20 protein-coding genes are annotated in these 17,510 nt (G+C 39.3%); all 20 read left to right on the forward strand.

Going from position 1 to position 17,510, the window contains the following annotated elements; genetic code table 11:
* Positions 1 to 163: 163 nt before the first annotated feature.
* The 20 genes from RYM16_RS03145 to pheT all read left to right on the forward strand — a co-directional run bounded on the left by RYM16_RS03145 (position 164) and on the right by pheT (position 17,423).
* Positions 164 to 1,174: a GspE/PulE family protein gene (locus RYM16_RS03145; protein WP_314982259.1), complete on the forward strand. Its 1,011-nt coding sequence runs from the start codon at positions 164 to 166 to the stop codon at positions 1,172 to 1,174.
* Entirely contained in the window at positions 1,158 to 2,177 is a 1,020-nt protein-coding gene (locus RYM16_RS03150) for an ATPase, T2SS/T4P/T4SS family (RefSeq protein WP_314982260.1), read from the forward strand. The genes RYM16_RS03145 and RYM16_RS03150 overlap by 17 nt, the downstream gene beginning before the upstream one ends.
* Positions 2,178 to 2,185: 8 nt before the next feature.
* Positions 2,186 to 3,361: a type II secretion system F family protein gene (locus RYM16_RS03155; RefSeq protein WP_009351661.1), complete on the forward strand. Its 1,176-nt coding sequence runs from the start codon at positions 2,186 to 2,188 to the stop codon at positions 3,359 to 3,361.
* Between the two features lie 62 nt (positions 3,362 to 3,423).
* On the forward strand, positions 3,424 to 3,870 hold the full coding sequence (locus RYM16_RS03160) for a prepilin-type N-terminal cleavage/methylation domain-containing protein (RefSeq protein WP_314982262.1): 447 nt from the start codon (positions 3,424 to 3,426) through the stop codon (positions 3,868 to 3,870).
* A gap of 159 nt (positions 3,871 to 4,029) precedes the next feature.
* A complete protein-coding gene (locus tag RYM16_RS03165) occupies positions 4,030 to 4,587 on the forward strand; it encodes an A24 family peptidase (protein WP_314982263.1) in 558 nt (185 codons plus the stop codon).
* Positions 4,566 to 5,027: a hypothetical protein gene (locus tag RYM16_RS03170; RefSeq protein ID WP_314982265.1), complete on the forward strand. Its 462-nt coding sequence runs from the start codon at positions 4,566 to 4,568 to the stop codon at positions 5,025 to 5,027. The genes RYM16_RS03165 and RYM16_RS03170 overlap by 22 nt, the downstream gene beginning before the upstream one ends.
* A 49-nt stretch (positions 5,028 to 5,076) precedes the next feature.
* Positions 5,077 to 5,391, forward strand: a complete 315-nt coding sequence (locus tag RYM16_RS03175) for a hypothetical protein (RefSeq protein ID WP_314982266.1) — start codon at positions 5,077 to 5,079, stop codon at positions 5,389 to 5,391.
* Positions 5,388 to 5,963: a hypothetical protein gene (locus tag RYM16_RS03180; protein WP_265138916.1), complete on the forward strand. Its 576-nt coding sequence runs from the start codon at positions 5,388 to 5,390 to the stop codon at positions 5,961 to 5,963. The genes RYM16_RS03175 and RYM16_RS03180 overlap by 4 nt, the downstream gene beginning before the upstream one ends.
* On the forward strand, positions 5,944 to 6,351 hold the full coding sequence (locus RYM16_RS03185; protein WP_009351685.1) for a hypothetical protein: 408 nt from the start codon (positions 5,944 to 5,946) through the stop codon (positions 6,349 to 6,351). The genes RYM16_RS03180 and RYM16_RS03185 overlap by 20 nt, the downstream gene beginning before the upstream one ends.
* A 9-nt stretch (positions 6,352 to 6,360) precedes the next feature.
* The gene (locus RYM16_RS03190) at positions 6,361 to 7,215 is read left to right on the forward strand and encodes a hypothetical protein (protein WP_314982268.1); all 855 of its coding nucleotides are present in this window, start codon (positions 6,361 to 6,363) and stop codon (positions 7,213 to 7,215) included.
* A 121-nt stretch (positions 7,216 to 7,336) separates the two neighbouring features.
* Positions 7,337 to 7,795, forward strand: a complete 459-nt coding sequence (locus RYM16_RS03195; protein WP_314982270.1) for a fimbrial assembly protein — start codon at positions 7,337 to 7,339, stop codon at positions 7,793 to 7,795.
* 25 nt (positions 7,796 to 7,820) lie between these two features.
* A complete protein-coding gene (locus RYM16_RS03200; protein ID WP_314982272.1) occupies positions 7,821 to 8,183 on the forward strand; it encodes a hypothetical protein in 363 nt (120 codons plus the stop codon).
* Positions 8,184 to 8,308: 125 nt separating this feature from the next.
* Entirely contained in the window at positions 8,309 to 9,196 is an 888-nt protein-coding gene (locus RYM16_RS03205) for a shikimate kinase (protein ID WP_314982274.1), read from the forward strand.
* Complete coding sequence (locus RYM16_RS03210; RefSeq protein WP_265139110.1) at positions 9,168 to 10,082, forward strand: ATP-dependent 6-phosphofructokinase; 915 nt, start codon at positions 9,168 to 9,170, stop codon at positions 10,080 to 10,082. The genes RYM16_RS03205 and RYM16_RS03210 overlap by 29 nt, the downstream gene beginning before the upstream one ends.
* A 176-nt stretch (positions 10,083 to 10,258) precedes the next feature.
* Complete coding sequence (locus RYM16_RS03215) at positions 10,259 to 11,341, forward strand: efflux RND transporter periplasmic adaptor subunit (protein ID WP_265138926.1); 1,083 nt, start codon at positions 10,259 to 10,261, stop codon at positions 11,339 to 11,341.
* A 12-nt stretch (positions 11,342 to 11,353) separates the two neighbouring features.
* A complete protein-coding gene (locus RYM16_RS03220) occupies positions 11,354 to 12,076 on the forward strand; it encodes an ABC transporter ATP-binding protein (protein ID WP_009351652.1) in 723 nt (240 codons plus the stop codon).
* Positions 12,069 to 13,280, forward strand: coding sequence for an ABC transporter permease (locus tag RYM16_RS03225; protein WP_009351697.1), 1,212 nt, complete (start codon positions 12,069 to 12,071; stop codon positions 13,278 to 13,280). The genes RYM16_RS03220 and RYM16_RS03225 overlap by 8 nt, the downstream gene beginning before the upstream one ends.
* Before the next feature lie 165 nt (positions 13,281 to 13,445).
* Complete coding sequence (locus tag RYM16_RS03230; RefSeq protein ID WP_314982276.1) at positions 13,446 to 13,910, forward strand: PaaI family thioesterase; 465 nt, start codon at positions 13,446 to 13,448, stop codon at positions 13,908 to 13,910.
* A 36-nt stretch (positions 13,911 to 13,946) separates the two neighbouring features.
* A complete protein-coding gene (gene pheS / locus RYM16_RS03235) occupies positions 13,947 to 14,969 on the forward strand; it encodes a phenylalanine--tRNA ligase subunit alpha (protein WP_287525633.1) in 1,023 nt (340 codons plus the stop codon).
* Positions 14,970 to 14,978: 9 nt separating this feature from the next.
* Positions 14,979 to 17,423: a phenylalanine--tRNA ligase subunit beta gene (pheT, locus tag RYM16_RS03240; RefSeq protein WP_314982278.1), complete on the forward strand. Its 2,445-nt coding sequence runs from the start codon at positions 14,979 to 14,981 to the stop codon at positions 17,421 to 17,423.
* The last annotated feature ends 87 nt before the right edge of the window (positions 17,424 to 17,510 follow it).

Genomic DNA, 17,510 nt, shown 5'->3' on the forward strand with positions numbered 1-17,510 from the left:
AGGGCGCCCTTTGGGGCGCCTTTTTTGTATGCTCAAAAATAGAAAAGTTTTCGCTTCGTGGATTTTTAAAAATAAAAAAGGAATTTTGGGGGTGATGTCGAAACCTATAACGCCATACGCTAGTGTGAGGTAAAAACATACCGCAAGGTTATTGGAGGTGACCATGTATGTAGACGTGACATTAGACGATATTATTTTGTATGCCTTAGAACATCATGTGAGCGATATTCACTTTGATCCAGTTAAAAGTGGTGTGCATGTTCGACTACGACAAGATGGACTGTTACAAAATTACATGACAGTATCTAATGAAGATGCGGAGCTTATTATTAATCGCATCAAGGTTTGTAGTTCATTAGATATTAGCGAGAAAAGATTGCCTCAAGACGGACGTTGGGCTTGGAGTCATAAAGATAAAGCCATAACAATGCGTGTATCTACTTTGCCCAGCTTATACGGCGAGACTTTAGTCTGTCGCCTTATGGGTAATGAGGGCAGTCATAAAGACCTTAAAGCTTTAGGCATGCGTACAGATATTTTTGAACACATCGAGCAATTACTAAAACGTCCTTATGGCTTATTGCTCATCTGTGGGCCTACGGGCAGTGGCAAGACGGCTACTCTATATGCCATGCTCCGCATGTTAAATTTAAAGGAAACAAAGCTCATATGTCTAGAGGACCCCGTAGAGGCTGAAATCAAAGGGGCCATCCAAATTGGTATCAATGAGAAGATTGGCTTTACCTTTGCAAAAGGCCTTAGATCTGTACTACGCCAAGATCCCGATACGATTATGATTGGTGAGATTAGGGATAAGGAGACTGCGGAGCTCGCTGTTAAAGCTGCTTTAACGGGACATCGCGTATTGTCTACCATTCACACAAATACTGCTATGGGCGTAGTAACGCGGCTCATGGATATGGGGGTAGAACCATATTTAATTCGAGCTACCTTAATGGGGGCTATTGCACAACGGTTAGTTAGAAAATTCGATGGTACAGTGTACCATGGGCGGACAGCACTCTTTGAATTTTTAGAGATTCCAGCTAATTCGGCCTGTTGGGACCAATTAGAAACACATCTATTACTATCATTAGAGGATTCTGCCCGTGAGGCCGTATCTCAGCATGTTACATCTATTGAGGAGGTGCATCGTTGTGGACTCATGCTGTAATAGTGAAAGTTTAGAAACTATTGTAGAACAAGCAATACAGTTATCATCAACAGATATTCATCTACAATGTGGACAGCCTATATACTTGCGACATGGTGATGGATTGAAGGCTACTAGCTTTGTGTGTACGACAGACTTAATCGAAGATATTTTACGGCGATGTGGTATAGCCTCCTACGAATGGCAATCCATTGATGAAGCATGCTCTTGTTGTGGTGTGCGCATTCGCGTTCATCTATATCGGGCTAATCAAACCATATGTGGTACCTTGCGCTTACTCTGTCATCAACAACTTTCACTAGATGATAACAGTGAAGGGCAACTGCTACAAAAATTATGTGAGGCCCATGATGGTTTATTGCTCGTCTGTGGTCCTACGGGCAGTGGTAAAAGCTTCACCTTAGCTTGTTGTATTGATTATATTAATCAGACAATGGAGCGTCATATCATAACCTTAGAAGACCCTATCGAGTTTGAATTTAAGCCTAAAAGATCTTTAATTCATCAAAGGCAATTAGGTGCCGATATTAAGTCTATGTCTGACGGTATTCGAGATGCCTTGCGGGAGGACCCAGATGTCATTATGGTAGGAGAACTTCGTGATCGCAAAACCTTGGAGGCTGCACTTCATGCGGCAGAGACGGGGCATCTTGTGATGGCTACTATGCATACACAAAGGGCTGTAATGGCTGTTCATCGTATGATATCTCTTTTCCCAGGAGAGCAACAAGAAGAGGTACGTAGTCAAATATCTCAAGTGTTACGTGCCGTTATATGTCAGCGACTACTTAGGTGGAATAAGAAGTTCATTACGATTCGTGATATTTTACTAAATACCCATGCAGTAGCAAATTTAATTCGCACTCGTAAGGAACCTCAAATTATTTCCATTCAAGAAACACAATTACCTATGAAAACACTAGAAATGGCTGTGAGAGATGTGAAGGCACAATATGGCTCTCAACAACAACTACATACGCTATTAGATCAACAATTATTGTAGGTGAATACATGGAGGCTTATGAATATGTCGTAAAAAATGAGAATAATGAAACAGAAAAAGGGGTGATGTGGGGCGATTCAGAACAGGAGATTGCAACACGGCTAAAACGCGATGGATACAAGATTTATAAAATATCTTTACAAGTAGAAAAGAAAAAACATAAATGGAATCATGCTATGGTGGTCGATGTAACCTATCAACTAGGATTACTGATAGAGTCTGGTGTGCCTTTACGAAGGGCTTTACAGTTACTCTGTCAGGGAAAACGAGGTTTGCTATATACGGCCTTGTATGAATCGATTGAGAGAGGCCAAACCTTATCGCAAGCATTACGTAGTGAAGGTTGTCCTGCTATAGCCTTAGCACTACTAGAAAGTGGAGAGGCTGCAGGCACTTTAGGTGAAAGCTTACAATACATTTCACGTCACTACGATTGGGAACGACAACTCCGACAAAAGGTTATGAGTGCTATTTCTTATCCTATATTTCTTCTTCTCATGATGAACGTATTCTTTCTCGTTACCATCCTGTTTATCATTCCATCCTTTGAAAAGGTTTTTACTACCATGCATATTACATTACCATTGATGACGCGAGCCCTCTTTGCATTAGGACAAGGGTTAAAGGAACATCCTTTGATGGTGATAGGTATACATAGTGTTGTAATAGGTTCAATAGTATTTGCTTATAAGCAGCATAGCATGAGATGTAAAGTACATCGTTGGCTTTGGCAGTTGGCTCACCGATACCAATGGAGTACTTGTGTGTACTATACGAGCATGTTGAAGGTGTGGGCTCTGTTGCTCGACTCGGGGATTTCGATTATTCATACCATGAACATTACTCGTCCCTTATGGGGCAATCTATATGGCACTAAATGTAGTGAGCAGGTGGAGGCAAAACTATTAACTGGCCATTCTTTTGAAGAAAGTTTACGCAATGGTCATATAGGGAATGATTTTATATGGCAAATGGTTTCTATTGGGGAAGAAAGCGGTGAGTTAGTAAAGATGTTAAATCATTGTGGTCACTACTATGAGTCTATACTTTCAAAATATATTGCTCGATTAGAGCGATTATTAGAACCTGTACTATTAACTGTCATGGGCATTGGTGTAGCCGTATTAGTCGTTTCTGTTATGTATCCCTTATTTACGTCTATCGCCAAACTAGGAGGACAATAGACATCATTTTACCAGTATTAAATAGAATCGAATTGTATTACATAATGTAAAAGGAGGATATTATGAGTTCCGTTATACATATGGTTCATGGGGTTAATCATCGCTTAGAAATGTGTGGACAATGGATAGTAGAGCGATTACATATATGTCGTGTTCGAGAAGGACTTAACAAGTCGAGAAAAGGTGGTTTCACCCTTGTAGAATTAATGGTTGTCGTTGCGGTTATCGCTATTTTAGCAGCCATTGCTATGCCACAGTTCTTATCTGCCGCAGATAGAGCTCGATCTGCAAAAGAAACGGCAGATATTCAAATTATAAAAAATGCCACCCAGCTCTACATGATCGACAAGAATGTAGATACACCACCAACAGTTGAAAACCTTTATAAAGAAGGGTATTTGACTGAACATGTTAAGACAGCAAAAGGTAAAGAATATACCATTACTTATGAAGCTGTTAGCGGTGGTACTGCAAAAGCTGTAGTTGTAACAGCACCTAGTGTACCTTAATCGATAGGTATATATTATTTAATTCGCATATAGTGTTTATTAGGTACATAGTGTTTAATTTAATCGACATATAGTATTTAATTTAATCGACATATAGTGTTTATTAGGCACATACATATTGATTGCCTGGTATTGGCATCGATTAAAGGTGCTTAATATATGGAAGGACAAGGTATGAAAGGGACTAGTTATGTAATAGGACTCATCGTATATATAGCATCTGTAGTGTTACCTATTCTATTATCATTGAAGGCAATATCCTTTATTCACGTTGCTTTGTATGCTGCGTTTTCACTCATCATCATAGCAGGTGCTACCATCGATATGCATTACTATATATTGCCCTATGAAGGGGCTATGGCCCTTGTAATAGGTGGAATTATATATAGCTATATAAACGATAAATCTATATTAATAACCCTATTAAGTGTTATGAGTGTAGGGGCTATTACATATGGATTTCGTCTAATGAGTCATAAAGGCTTTGGACTTGGTGATGTAAAATGGTTTTCTGCCATTGCCACATGGCTTACGCCATGGGAGATTGTATGTTTCTTTTACGTATCATTTTGTGTTGGTTCTCTCTATCTCTTACTAACAGGTTATCGTAATCGATACATTCCATTTGGTCCCTTTCTATGCTTTGGAGGTTGGTGCGCCTTGCATGGTGGTCTATATATGGAGGTAATATACCAATGGCTAAGGCACAACCTATAGATGGCCAGTTAGGCTCCTTACTAGCTGAGTGGATGATTACCATAAGTTTAGTATTACTTCTCATATCTATTGCCTTACCCATTGTGACAACACCTAGTCGGTATACTCTAAATGGAGCTACTCAAGAGGTTGTGTATATGCTAAAAAAGGTTCAGCTTTGGTCCATGCTTGGACATAAGTCAAATGGGAAAGGTAGAATGCTCTTTATATTAAATAAGGATAGTTACACTATTGAAGAAGACGCCAATCATCATACGGTAAACATATCATTGCCTCCTAATATTGAGAATACAAGATCTATGACTATTATTTCTTTTTCAGCTCTTGGTTTACCTTATGACGGAACAGAAATTGTTCTGACAGATCGTGAAAGTGGTGAGAAAAATCGCATATGGGTATCGGTACAAACGGGGCGTATCAGATGGGAAGAAGTACACTGAAGGGTTTATGTATGGCGATGCTTTAATCTCGTCAGCTATTATTATGTTTATGTTACCTATTGTATTATCTGTGTTCTGGATGGCGACGATAACGATATATAAGGCTTATTATTGGGACCATATATTGCAAGATACTATAACGTATGTAGAGGAAGGTAAAGCAGCATATTATGAAACGGGAACACTTCAAACCGGCGTACATAAGTCACAATTTATTATGAGCCCTAGTGAGGCTATTACGTATAAAACATATGTGGAGCCCGTAGTAGTGCAGGGCATTTCACTACAACGTTTAACGGTAGAGGCCATAGATAATGAAACGGTTGTCTATTCACTATCCATTGATTTGGAGGAAATACGATGAATAGTAAAGGTAATCATGAAGGCTTTATATTGTACTCGACCCTTATTAGTATGACGATTTCTGTTATCGTCCTTACCTTGCTCTTAGGCATTGTATTCTATGCGGTTATGTGGGACGCCAAATTACTAGATAGCGTAGCGATGATGGAGGATGGTCGTTATACACGGCGTATGGTGGTAGCTCAAATGATATGGAATCCTGTAGAGGTTACCGTAGAAGATAAGAATATAAGCTTATATATTCATGATACAAAGCGTACGACCTTGACCGTACAAAGACATGCTCTTTACAGAAAACTCACGGATGGTAGCCTACAACCCGTAAGTGGTAGTCGCATCATAGGAACAAGAGACAAGCGTAATGTAGGGTATACGCAGGAACACCCATTTAGTCTAGATAATAATAAAACAGTTCATCTGCGATGGTACATTAACAATCGCTTTACTAATAATAAGCTCTATACTAGCGGATATGGTGGATTAGCTCTGTATGAGGTCGCTATAGGGCAGAGTACTGTTTATGATTGGTATAAAGATAATGAGGAGACAAGCCATGAACGGAGGAGCCCATAATGCGGGCTTTATTACATATGTAGCTATACTTACGATGTCCTTATTATTGCTCTTAGCCTTTATGGGGCTTCGTATTAGTCAAATTTGTGAAAGCAATGCCGTCGATGAACTCCATTTAGAAGAGGCTCATTATGCAGCTCAAAGAGGGGCTCATTGGTTTGTAGGGTATTGTAAGGCAGGTAATACTTGGGACTTTCAACAAAAACTAATAGTGTCAGATGAGGGGGATGTAGAAATTACCATTGAACCGGATCGTTCGATGGATAATCCTCGTCATGTTATGAGTTATGGGAAATTAAAAAATCGGGAAATAGTGAGCCGCGTTCATATGTATGTCACAGTAGATCAAGATAAACGTATGCATGTGGTAAAGGTAAAACCTTATTGAGGTGAGGCTATGAAACGGAAAAAGAAAATTCATTCTGGTGTTTGTATTACGGATGAGCGTATTGTATGTGTTACAGCTCATATTGAAAATAAAACAATGGTCATTACCGATGCATTAGAGATGAAACGGAGTGGACCTATTGATGAAGACGTTACTAGATTTATAGAAACCTATGATTTAGACGAAGGGGCCTATAGCATTGTAGCTAATATAGATACGCAAATGCGTGTAGCACCTTATGATCCTCACGATTTTGATATGAAGGAATTTATTAAGTGGAATGTAGAGGATTACTTTAACTTTAATGGAGATAGTTTCCAAATGGATGCGTGTCGTCGAGAATATCCAAGACATAGTTATCATATGTTTATGGTAGCCGTAGATCGTCATTCTCTCGAGCTGTTAAAACAAGGCATACGAGATACGTATGCGCCAGTAGATGTTATCGATTTTTGGCCCATTCCTATTTGTTACTGCTTGATGCGGCGTAGTGGGACGGTAACTGGTGTTGTTGAAGAAGGGGCTATGCATCTATGGCTATGGTGGAATGATATATGTATTGAGGAATGTATTATTCCTATTACCGGCAGTGATGTATCGGAAGCAATGGAAAAGTTAGAAGCTAGATTGCAAACATTTGGTATCGATGAAATTCAAGGTATACGCATGTACGGTTTAGATACCTTATCTGATGAAGAGCGAAATGATATGGAAGAAATAATTTCTATGTATGGTGAAAACGAATACATTCCGTTATTGTTCTTAGGTCGTGGTCGCAATCGTTGCAAAAAGGGCCAATTAGATTGGGATATGGCAATTGGTATGGCCGCAAGGGGGCTTAAGTGGATTGGCTTGGGATGGTAAAGATAAATGTATAAATTTAATGCCTCGTTCTTTACGATGGCATAGTCTATGGCATACATATCGGTACTATCTGTATGGTATAAGTCTTATATATTTTATAGTAGGTTTAGTATCTATATATATGTGCTGGACTAGTTACGATATATATGATCAGCAAAAGATAGAATATCTAAATTTACGAGCAAATAATCAGTATCGTGTGGTTGAGGGGAAATATAGCGAGTTAATAGCTATTAAACATAAAATTCTCAAGAATACATCTGATAGTAATAAAGTTAATATCTATCAAAATAGTATAGTCCTATATATTCTTGATACGGCTATAGAACAACATATTAGTTTACAGCGTCTAAGTATAAAAAATGGTCATGTAAGTATTGATGGTATCGGTGTTAGCGATGATGAATGTCGTAAATTTATAGCTATTTTGCAGCAGAGACTATCGGGAATGGAGTGTCATGGAACAGTTAAAGCAGATAAAGGGATTTATACATTCCATATGGACGGATCTAAGAGAGAGCACCACTCAACCAATCAACAAGATACTAATGACCGCAGTCCTGTGGGGGATAGTAACTAGTCTTTCCGTATATGGACATGTATATTTGAGTCAAAAAGCTAGTTACCTACAAGAACAGCAAGAGACTTTTGTTATACAAATGAATGCGGAGTCAGATTATATAGTATCTAAGGAAGCTAAATTATTAGAGACTTTCAGGGAGAACAAGAATTCCCAAAACAGCCATACAAGTATCTTTGATTCCTTACAAGGAGAACCATTAATGAGTGTCAGTACTGATGAGCATGAAGGCATATTAGAATTAACATTACTAGGTAGTACGGAGCGACTCATAAACTGGATTAATACTGTTGATGAAAGAGAGCCTTCACGACATATAGAAATAGAAGATATAGAGCGCAAAGGCAATGTAGTTTACGTACATTGTGCTGTGAAATCAAGGATATAGACGCAGTAGAAATATTGCGTTCTTTATAGGGACAGATTATAGATATTATGTCTATAGTCTGTCTTTGTTTTTGAGCCATTTTATAGTACAATGAAGGATATGAAATAATAAGGGGCACATAATAAATGATAATTAAACGCAATATTATGCTCATCGGATTTATGGGAAGTGGTAAAAGTCACTTCGGCCGAAATCTTGCAGAACGCAAGGGATGGCAATTTGTAGATACCGATCGCGTATTAGAAAGTCGTTTTGGGTTGCCCATTGCTGAAATATTCAAAAAGATAGGGGAAAAAGCATTCCGCCGTGCTGAAATGGATGTACTAAAAAAGGTATGCTTGTATCATGAAGCCGTTATTTCTGTAGGCGGCAATTTCCCTATTGAACATCGCACATTAAAGGTATTGAAAAAATATTCCTATATCATTGGTATTCGAGCAGCACAATTCCGTATAGTGAGTCGTGTCAATCGCCGTATTGGGAAGCGGCCTACCATGGATTATACTAATGTTAATGCCTTTGTACACGCTATGATACAGTCTTGGAAGCCAGTGTATAAGCAGTGCGATTTTGTACTGGACACAACAAATGGTCGGACCTATGATTTCATGCAGCGTATTGAGGACGAATTAGAGGCCTCAGATGTGCAATTTAAAGCAAGACGTCAACCCAATGAAACAGACGAAGTAGATGCCACAGTAGCATCTAGAGAAACACAATTTAATAATCATCAACGTAGGAGAACAGAGGATACCAAATTTATATCCCCTAAAGCTAGCTCTAGTATAGGAATGGCCAATAAGGGAGATTCTAATAAGGTATCATCTAAAAAAGTCCGTTATGATAAACGCCGCAATCAAAAGGCGTCTAATGTAGGAAACAAGAATCGAAAGACTGAGACTATATCCAATCAACGTACACCACAAGGGGGTAATGGATATGAGAAGAATCGCAATACTAACAAGCGGCGGAGACGCACCTGGAATGAACGCCGCCATAAGAGCCCTAACTAGAAAAGCCATACATGAAGGTTTTGAAGTATTTGGCATTGAACGAGGCTATTTAGGAATCATTGAGGAAAAAATATTTCCTTTATCTAACCGTGATGTAGGTGGCATTATTACACAAGGTGGGACGATGCTAAAAACGGCTCGCTTTCCTGAGTTTCAAAATGAAGAGGTTCAGAAAAAGGCCTATGATATTTTAAAAGCTCATGATATAGATCATCTCATCGTTATTGGTGGCGATGGTTCTATGCGTGGCGCTACAAGTTTGGCAAAACTCGGTATGTCTACCATGACTATTCCTTGTACCATTGATAATGATATGGGGGGCACTCAATATACATTAGGTTTTGATACAGCTTTAAACACTGTAGTTGATGCGGTTGGTCGTATTCGCGATACATCTAACTCGCATGAACGGGTAGCCATTGTAGAGGTAATGGGGCGTAAAGCTGGTCATATTGCACTTAAAGCTGGTCTAGCCTGTGGTGCAGAAATCGTATTGCTTCCTGAAAATCCTATGCCTTTACATGATGTATGTCGACATTTAAAGGAAACACAAATCCGTGGTAAAGAATATAGTGTGATTCTCGTAGCGGAAGGTGCTTATAATAGTGGTGACGTAAAAGCCTTTATTAAGGAACATACGGAGTTTGACCCGAGCTTGACTGTATTGGGATATTTACAACGCGGTGGTGGGCCATCTGCATTCGATGCAATTTTAGCAGCCCGTATGAGTGAAGCTTGTCTTAATCTATTGATGAATGGCGTGGATAATCGATTATTGGGCTATATAGATGGTCATATCCGTCCCATTTCTTATCAAGAGGCAGAACTCTTAGATTTCCCTATTAATGAAAAAGACTACACCCTATTATCAATATTGAGTAGTTAATTTATATAATAAAATGGCCTGTTAGGGGCCATTTTCTATATATGTCATAATTTATCGTTAATGAAATTATATTGCATAAAAGTAATTGGTGCTGTATAATTTAAAAATACTATATGTGTTGATATAGAATACTGTCTCTTTTACATATATCTTCATCTTTATTTAAGGAGATCATAATGAAAGAATTTTTCCAAAAGCATCGTAAACGCATAGTAGCGGGTGCCGTTGCTCTTTGTGTTCTTGGTGGTGGTACGTATTACTACATGGATAGCCAAAATGCTAGCCAAACACAAAATTTATATACTACTGGTAAAGTAGAAAAAGGTGATGTAAAAACAAGTATTAGTGCGACCGGTACTATTAACCCTGTAAACTATGTAGACGTATCTACAAATGTAGCAGGTAAACTTGAAAGAGTTTTGGTAAAAGAAAATGATCACGTTACAGAGGGACAAGTTATCGCTTATATTGATACGCGACAACTACAGGCTTCTGTTGATGATGCACGCGCAGCGTTATCTAAGGCTGAGCTCGATATGAATCGCTACAAAGCTTTGGCTGCTCAAAATGCTATTGCACAACAAACCTATGATGATGCCGTAACATCTTATGAACGTGCTTTATCTACGTTTAATCGTGTATCTGCCGATTTAAGTGATGCTACGATTACTGCACCTATGTCGGGTACTGTTGTAGGTACGCCACTAAAAGCTGGCCAAACGATTAGTACTGGTATTTCTACCCAAATGATTATTGCCACAATTGCGGACCTAAATAATCTAGAAATTTACCTTACTGTAGACGAAACAGATATTGGTAGTATTAAACAAGGGGCTAAAGTAGAATTTACTGTAGACTCCAAGCCTGGTGAAACTTTCACAGGTTACGTATCTGAAATTGCAAAAGGTACAAAAGGCAACATGGGTGCTACGAGTAATAGCGTAGTGTACTATACAGTTAAGGTTCAAATTCCTGAAAATATTGCAGGTAATTTCTTACCATCTATGACGGCTCGTGCTACTATCTTTGGTGAAGATATTAAAAATACCTTAGTAGTTCCTCTTACTGCAGTACGTACAGATAAACAAGGTGAATACGTATATGTAATGAAAGACGGTCAACCAGTTCGTACAGCTGTTTCTACAGGCGTAACTGGGGATACTAATGTACAAATTCTAAAAGGTTTATCTGAAGGTGATGAAATCATCGTAAGTGGTGATGTTACTGCTCCTAAGAATAATAGCCGTGGACCATTCTAATAGTAGGTGAATATGAATCAAACAGTAATCGATATACAAGGGATTACGAAGACCTATGTAAATGGTAAATTATCGGTGCCTGTATTGCATGGTATCGACTTACAGGTCAATAAAGGCGAATTCGTATCTATCATGGGTCCTTCTGGCTCAGGTAAATCTACCTTTATGAACATTCTTGGTTGTTTAGATCGGCCAACGACAGGCTCCTATCGTTTAAATGGAGATGAGGTAGCTACTTTATCTGATGATGAATTGGCCTTTGTACGAAATAAACAAATAGGCTTTGTATTCCAAAGTTTCAACTTATTAACAAAATTAACGGCTGTAGAAAATGTAGCGCTCCCTATGATTTACGCAGGGATGGATAAAAAAACACGTAATGAACGTGCTGCGGCCTTATTAGCGTCTGTTGGTCTTGGTGACCGCATGGATCACTTGCCATCCGAGTTATCTGGTGGTCAGCGGCAACGTGTAGCCATAGCTCGTGCATTGGCAAACAATCCAGCCATCATTATGGCCGATGAACCGACAGGTAATCTTGATTCTAAGTCTACTATCGACGTTATGAACATCTTCAGAGGGCTTTATGACGAGGGCCGTACAATTATTCTCGTTACTCATGAGCCTGAGATTGCTACGTATGCAAGTCGCAACGTAGTATTACGAGATGGGTTAATTGTAGAGGACTCCCAGAATCATAATATGACACCTGTACAGGAGGTGACTCATGTATAAAGAGAGTTTCTTGATGGCATGGGCATCCCTCATTGCTAATAAAATGCGTTCCATTTTAACCATGCTAGGCATTATTATCGGTGTAGCTGCCGTCATTGCTTTAGTATCTATTGGTAATGGTGTAAAGCAAGATATTCAAAACTCCATTTCTAGCTTAGGTTCAAATTTATTGATGGTTATGCCAGGTGCGCCGCGTACTCCAGGGGTACGACCATCGCCAGGATCTATGAAATCCTTAAAGGTAGCTGACTACGAAGCGATTGCAAAACTAGATGGCGTTAAAGCTGCAAGTCCAATGACAAATGGCGGATATGTAGTTATTTATCAAAATAAAAACTGGACTACTTCAGTATCTGGTGTTAATGCTAATTATTTAGATGTTAATAACTGGACCATGAAGTCTGGTCGATTCTTATCTGAAAAAAATGTACAGAATCGTGAGCGCGTAGCTGTAGTTGGTAAAACAGTTGTTAAAAATCTATTTGGTGATGAAGATCCTGTAGGTAAAGAGATACGTGTTAAGAATATTCCATTCCGCATTATTGGGGTACTCAATAGTAAAGGTAGTGGCGCTATGGGTAATGACCAAGATGACATGGTGATTATTCCTTACACAACAGCTATGGAACGGGTAGACGGCATTGATTATTTACGAATGATATATGTGGTAGGCAAAGATGAAAATGGTATCGATCGCTTGCAGTCCGATATTGAAAACTTATTACGTGTACGACATGGTATCAAAGATACAAATCTTGATGACTTTAACATTCAAAATATGAACTCCATTATGGAAACTATGGAAGAAACAACGGGGACATTGACATTGTTCCTAGGTGCAGTAGCGGCTATTTCTCTCGTAGTTGGTGGCATCGGTATTATGAATATCATGCTTGTATCCGTTACTGAACGGACTCGAGAAATCGGTGTGCGTAAAGCATTAGGTGCAACTTATAATGTCATTGTCACACAGTTCCTTATCGAAGCTATTGTAATCAGTTTGATGGGTGGTATCATAGGTATTATTCTCGGCGTTGGGTCTTCTAAGTTAATTGGTATGGCCTCGGGGATGAGTACTGTTATTTCTATTCCAACCATCGTAATGTCCTTTGCCTTCTCCGTGGCAATCGGTTTGGTATTTGGTATTTATCCAGCTCGTAAAGCGGCTAAACTTAACCCAATCGATGCATTGCATTACGAATAGTTTTGGATTTGTGAAAGTATTTTCAAAAGAACATACTAGATAATTAGATAGAGTTGTTCGCATATGGTGCGTTGCATGATACAATATGTATGATGTAACGCACTATTTTTGTATGTTTTATATAAATATCCATGGGATGTGTAAGTATATTGATTGGAGAAACACATGGCTACAACATTATTAGAATATTTCAACGAATTACGAAATCAGAATCCATTTTCTTGGGTAAAAGATTCTGAAATTACAGCAGTTGAAGCTGGTCATGCAGAAATGACCTTACAAACAAATGATACAGAGTATTGTAATTTCCGAGGGGATTTACATGGTGCCGTTTGTATTGGTTTAGCAGATAGTGTAATGGGGACCGCTTGTTTTACATTGGGCAAATCTGTTAGCACTATTGATCTTAATGGTAACTATGTGAAATCCGTTAAGGGTGGTACTGTATTGCGCGGCGTTGCGAATGTAGAGCATAATGGCAAAACGACTATGGTCGCTACTGCACGCATTTATAATGAACTAGGTGAACTTGTTCACTTAGCAAGAGGCACATTCTTTGTATTAGAAGAGAAGCCATTACCTGATTTACCATGGCGTTTTATTGAAGAAGACAACCCTGATTTGGTATAATATAGTTTAGACTTTTAACTATAGGAGGATGCTTGAATGGAACAAGAATTACAACGTATTAAGGCAGAAGCCCTTGATGCCATCAAAGGCGCTGCTGATCAACAAGCGTTGCAAGATATACGTGTTAAATATTTAGGTAAAAAAGGTGAGGTAACGGCTTTATTAAAAGGTCTTGGTAAATTATCTCCAGAAGAACGTCCTAAGGCTGGTGCTCTCGTTAATGCTGTTCGTGAAGCATTAGAGGCTGAAATTGATGCTGTAAAAACTCGCATGGAAACGGCAGAGTTAAATGCTCGTTTGGAGCAAGAGCGCATCGATATTACATTGCCTGGTCGTGCGCCAAAAACTGGCCATATTCATCCATTAACAAAGGTTAATGAAATGATTGAAGACTTCTTTATGAAAATGGGTTATACCGTTGAGGAAGGTCCAGAAGTAGAGCAAGATTACTATAACTTTGAGTGCTTAAACTTGCCTAAAGATCATCCAGCACGCGATATGCAAGATTCCTTCTATATTACAGAAAACTTCTTGTTACGTACACATACATCTCCAGTACAAGCTCGTACTATGCAACGTCATGAGCCTAACAGCCCAATTCGTATGATTGCGCCTGGTAAGGTTTATCGTTGGGACTATGATGCGACACATTCCCCAGTATTCCATCAAGTGGAAGGTCTCATCATCGACGAGCACATTACATTTGCTGACTTGAAAGGTACATTAGAGTCCTTCTTGCGTCACATGTATGGTGATGAAACTAAGGTGCGTTTCCGCACGAGCTTCTTCCCATTCACAGAACCATCTGCAGAGGTAGATATTTCTTGTGTAATGTGTGGTGGTGATGGTTGTCGTGTATGCTCTCATACAGGTTGGCTTGAAATCTTAGGCTGCGGCATGGTTCATCCTGACGTATTGCGCATTAATGGGTACGATCCTGAAAAGGTTAAAGGCTTTGCCTTTGGTATGGGCGTAGAACGTATTGCAATGCTGTTATACGGTATTAACGATTTACGTCTATTCTTTGAAGATGATGTACGATTCTTGGAACAATTTTAGGAGGAACTCATGAAAGCAAGCTTACAGTGGATGAATGAATACGTGCCTGTGGATATGAATCGTCCTGCTCAAGAATTGGCCGATGAATTAACACAAGCTGGTATTCCTGTAGAAGATGTCATTCCTATGGATAATGGCATTAAGAAAATTTATACTGGTAAAATCGTAGAAATTACGAAACATCCAGATGCAGATAAATTACAAGTATGCCAAGTAGAATGTCTTACTGAAGAAGGTGAGCCTGTTACTAAGCAAATCGTAACGGCTGCTACTAATGTTGCAGTAGGTCAAATTGTGCCTGTAGCGTACCATAAATCTCGCTTAGCAGATGGCACAGAAATTAAAAAAGGTAAATTGCGCGGTGTAGCTTCTGAAGGCATGTTCTGTTCCGTAGCAGAATTCGGTATCTCTAGTGATTTAGTGTTACCAGAGGAAGCGCAAGGTATTTACATTTTCCCTGAAAATACTCCAATTGGTCTTGATGTAAAAGACGTGTTGGGCATGAACGATACTGTATATGAATTCGAACTCACTGCGAACCGTGCAGATTGCTTCTCTATGGTTGGTTTATCCCGTGAATTCGGCATGATGACAAATCAAAAAGCTCTATTCCCAGTTATCATGGTCAACGAAAATGGTGAGTCTATCGAAGGCAAAGCAGCTGTTGAGATTGAGGCAGATGATCTTTGTACTCGTTTCACTGCTCGCGTAGTAACTGATGTTAAGGTAGAGCCATCTCCATTGTGGATGCAAAACCGTTTGCGCAACAGTGGCATTCGTCCTATCAATAATGTAGTAGACGTTACAAACTACGTTATGTTAGAGCTAGGACAACCTATGCACGCATACGACTATGACCATGTAAAAGGTCATAAGTTAGTGGCAAGACGTGCCAAAAATGGCGAAGTACTTGTAACGCTCGATGGTTCTGAACGGGAATTAAATGATTCTATGCTTATCATTGCCGATGCAGAACGTCCTGTAGGCGTAGCTGGTATTATGGGCGGTTTTGACAGCGAAGTAACGAATAAAACGACTACAGTTATGTTTGAAGCTGCTGTATTTAATGGTCCATCCATTCGCCGTACTGCAAAAGCTCTTGGCATGCGCTCTGAAGCGTCTGGTCGTTTTGAACGCGGTGTAAACCATAAATATACTGCCTATGCTATCGATCGAGCAGCTCAATTATTACAACAAATCTGTCCTAGTTGTAAAGTTGATGTAGGCGTTATCGATGTATATAAAAACCCCGTAGAACAACATACTGTAACTTTCACAGCGGAACAAATCAATGATTATTTGGGTACTAATATTGAAAAAGACGAAATGGTTCGTATTTTGACTGCCCTTGAATTCGTTGTAACAGAAGAAGGGGATAGATTATCTGCCCTCGTTCCAACATGGCGCGGTGACGTAACAGTAATGCCTGATATTGCTGAAGAGGTAGCTCGTATTTATAACTACGATAATATTGCGCCTACAATTCCTGTAGCCGTATTATCCTCTGGTGGTATGACTCCTAAAAAAGCTCTTACTAAACAGGTAACACATGCATTGGCTAAACTTGGTATGACTCAAATCATTACCTTTAGCTTTATGCATAAAGATGGTCTTACAAATATGATGCTTCCTGAAGGGGATAGACGTTATACTGCCATTCCAATTTTGAATCCTATTTCCGAAGAGTTCCCTTATATGCGTACTACATTGGTGCCAGCTGTTATCGAAGCTGCCAAACGCAATATTGCGCAACAAAATAAGGATCTTTGGTTATTTGAAACAGCAAATGTATATGAACCTAAAGCGTTGCCTTTAACAGAAGTACCTCATGAGCGCCCTATGGCTTGTGGTATCTTGATGGGCAAGGTCAACCAAGCTGGTTGGAACCAAGCAGAACGTACAACCGACTTCTATGATGTAAAAGGCATTATAGATGCGTTGTTGGCGGAACTTGGCGTTACAGGTTACGATATTAATCGCGGCACTGAACCTTATTTCCACCCAGGTGTAAGTGCTCAATACGTAGTTGATGGTAAACTGATTGCGCAATATGGTGAATTACATCCACAAGTGAGCAAAAACTTTGATTTACCAGGAAAAGTATACATGTTTGAAATCGATTTGGAAGCAGTATTATCCTTGACGATTCCAGCATTCCGCTATACATCTTTCAGTAAATTCCCAGGCACTAGCCGTGACCTTGCTATCGTAGCACCTGTGTCTGTGGCTAGCGATGAAATTTTATCTATCATTAAAAAACATGGTGGAGAATATTTAGAAAATGCATCTATCTTCGACGTTTACGAAGGTGAACATATCGAAGCTGGTTATCGCAGTCTTGCGTACAACTTGCAATTCCGCTCTATGGAAGGTACGTTGAATGATGAAGATATTGACGGTAACATTCAAGCTATTATCGATGCATTAGCAGAAATTAACTGCAGATTACGTTAATCTCAAGCAGTATATTGAAAGGGTTTACCGTATGGTAAACCCTTTTAGTACTATAGTTATACCTTTAGTTAGGTAGAAAGGATTGTC

The sequence above is a fragment of the uncultured Veillonella sp. genome, assembly GCF_963524655.1.
Taxonomy (GTDB): Bacteria; Bacillota; Negativicutes; order Veillonellales; family Veillonellaceae; genus Veillonella.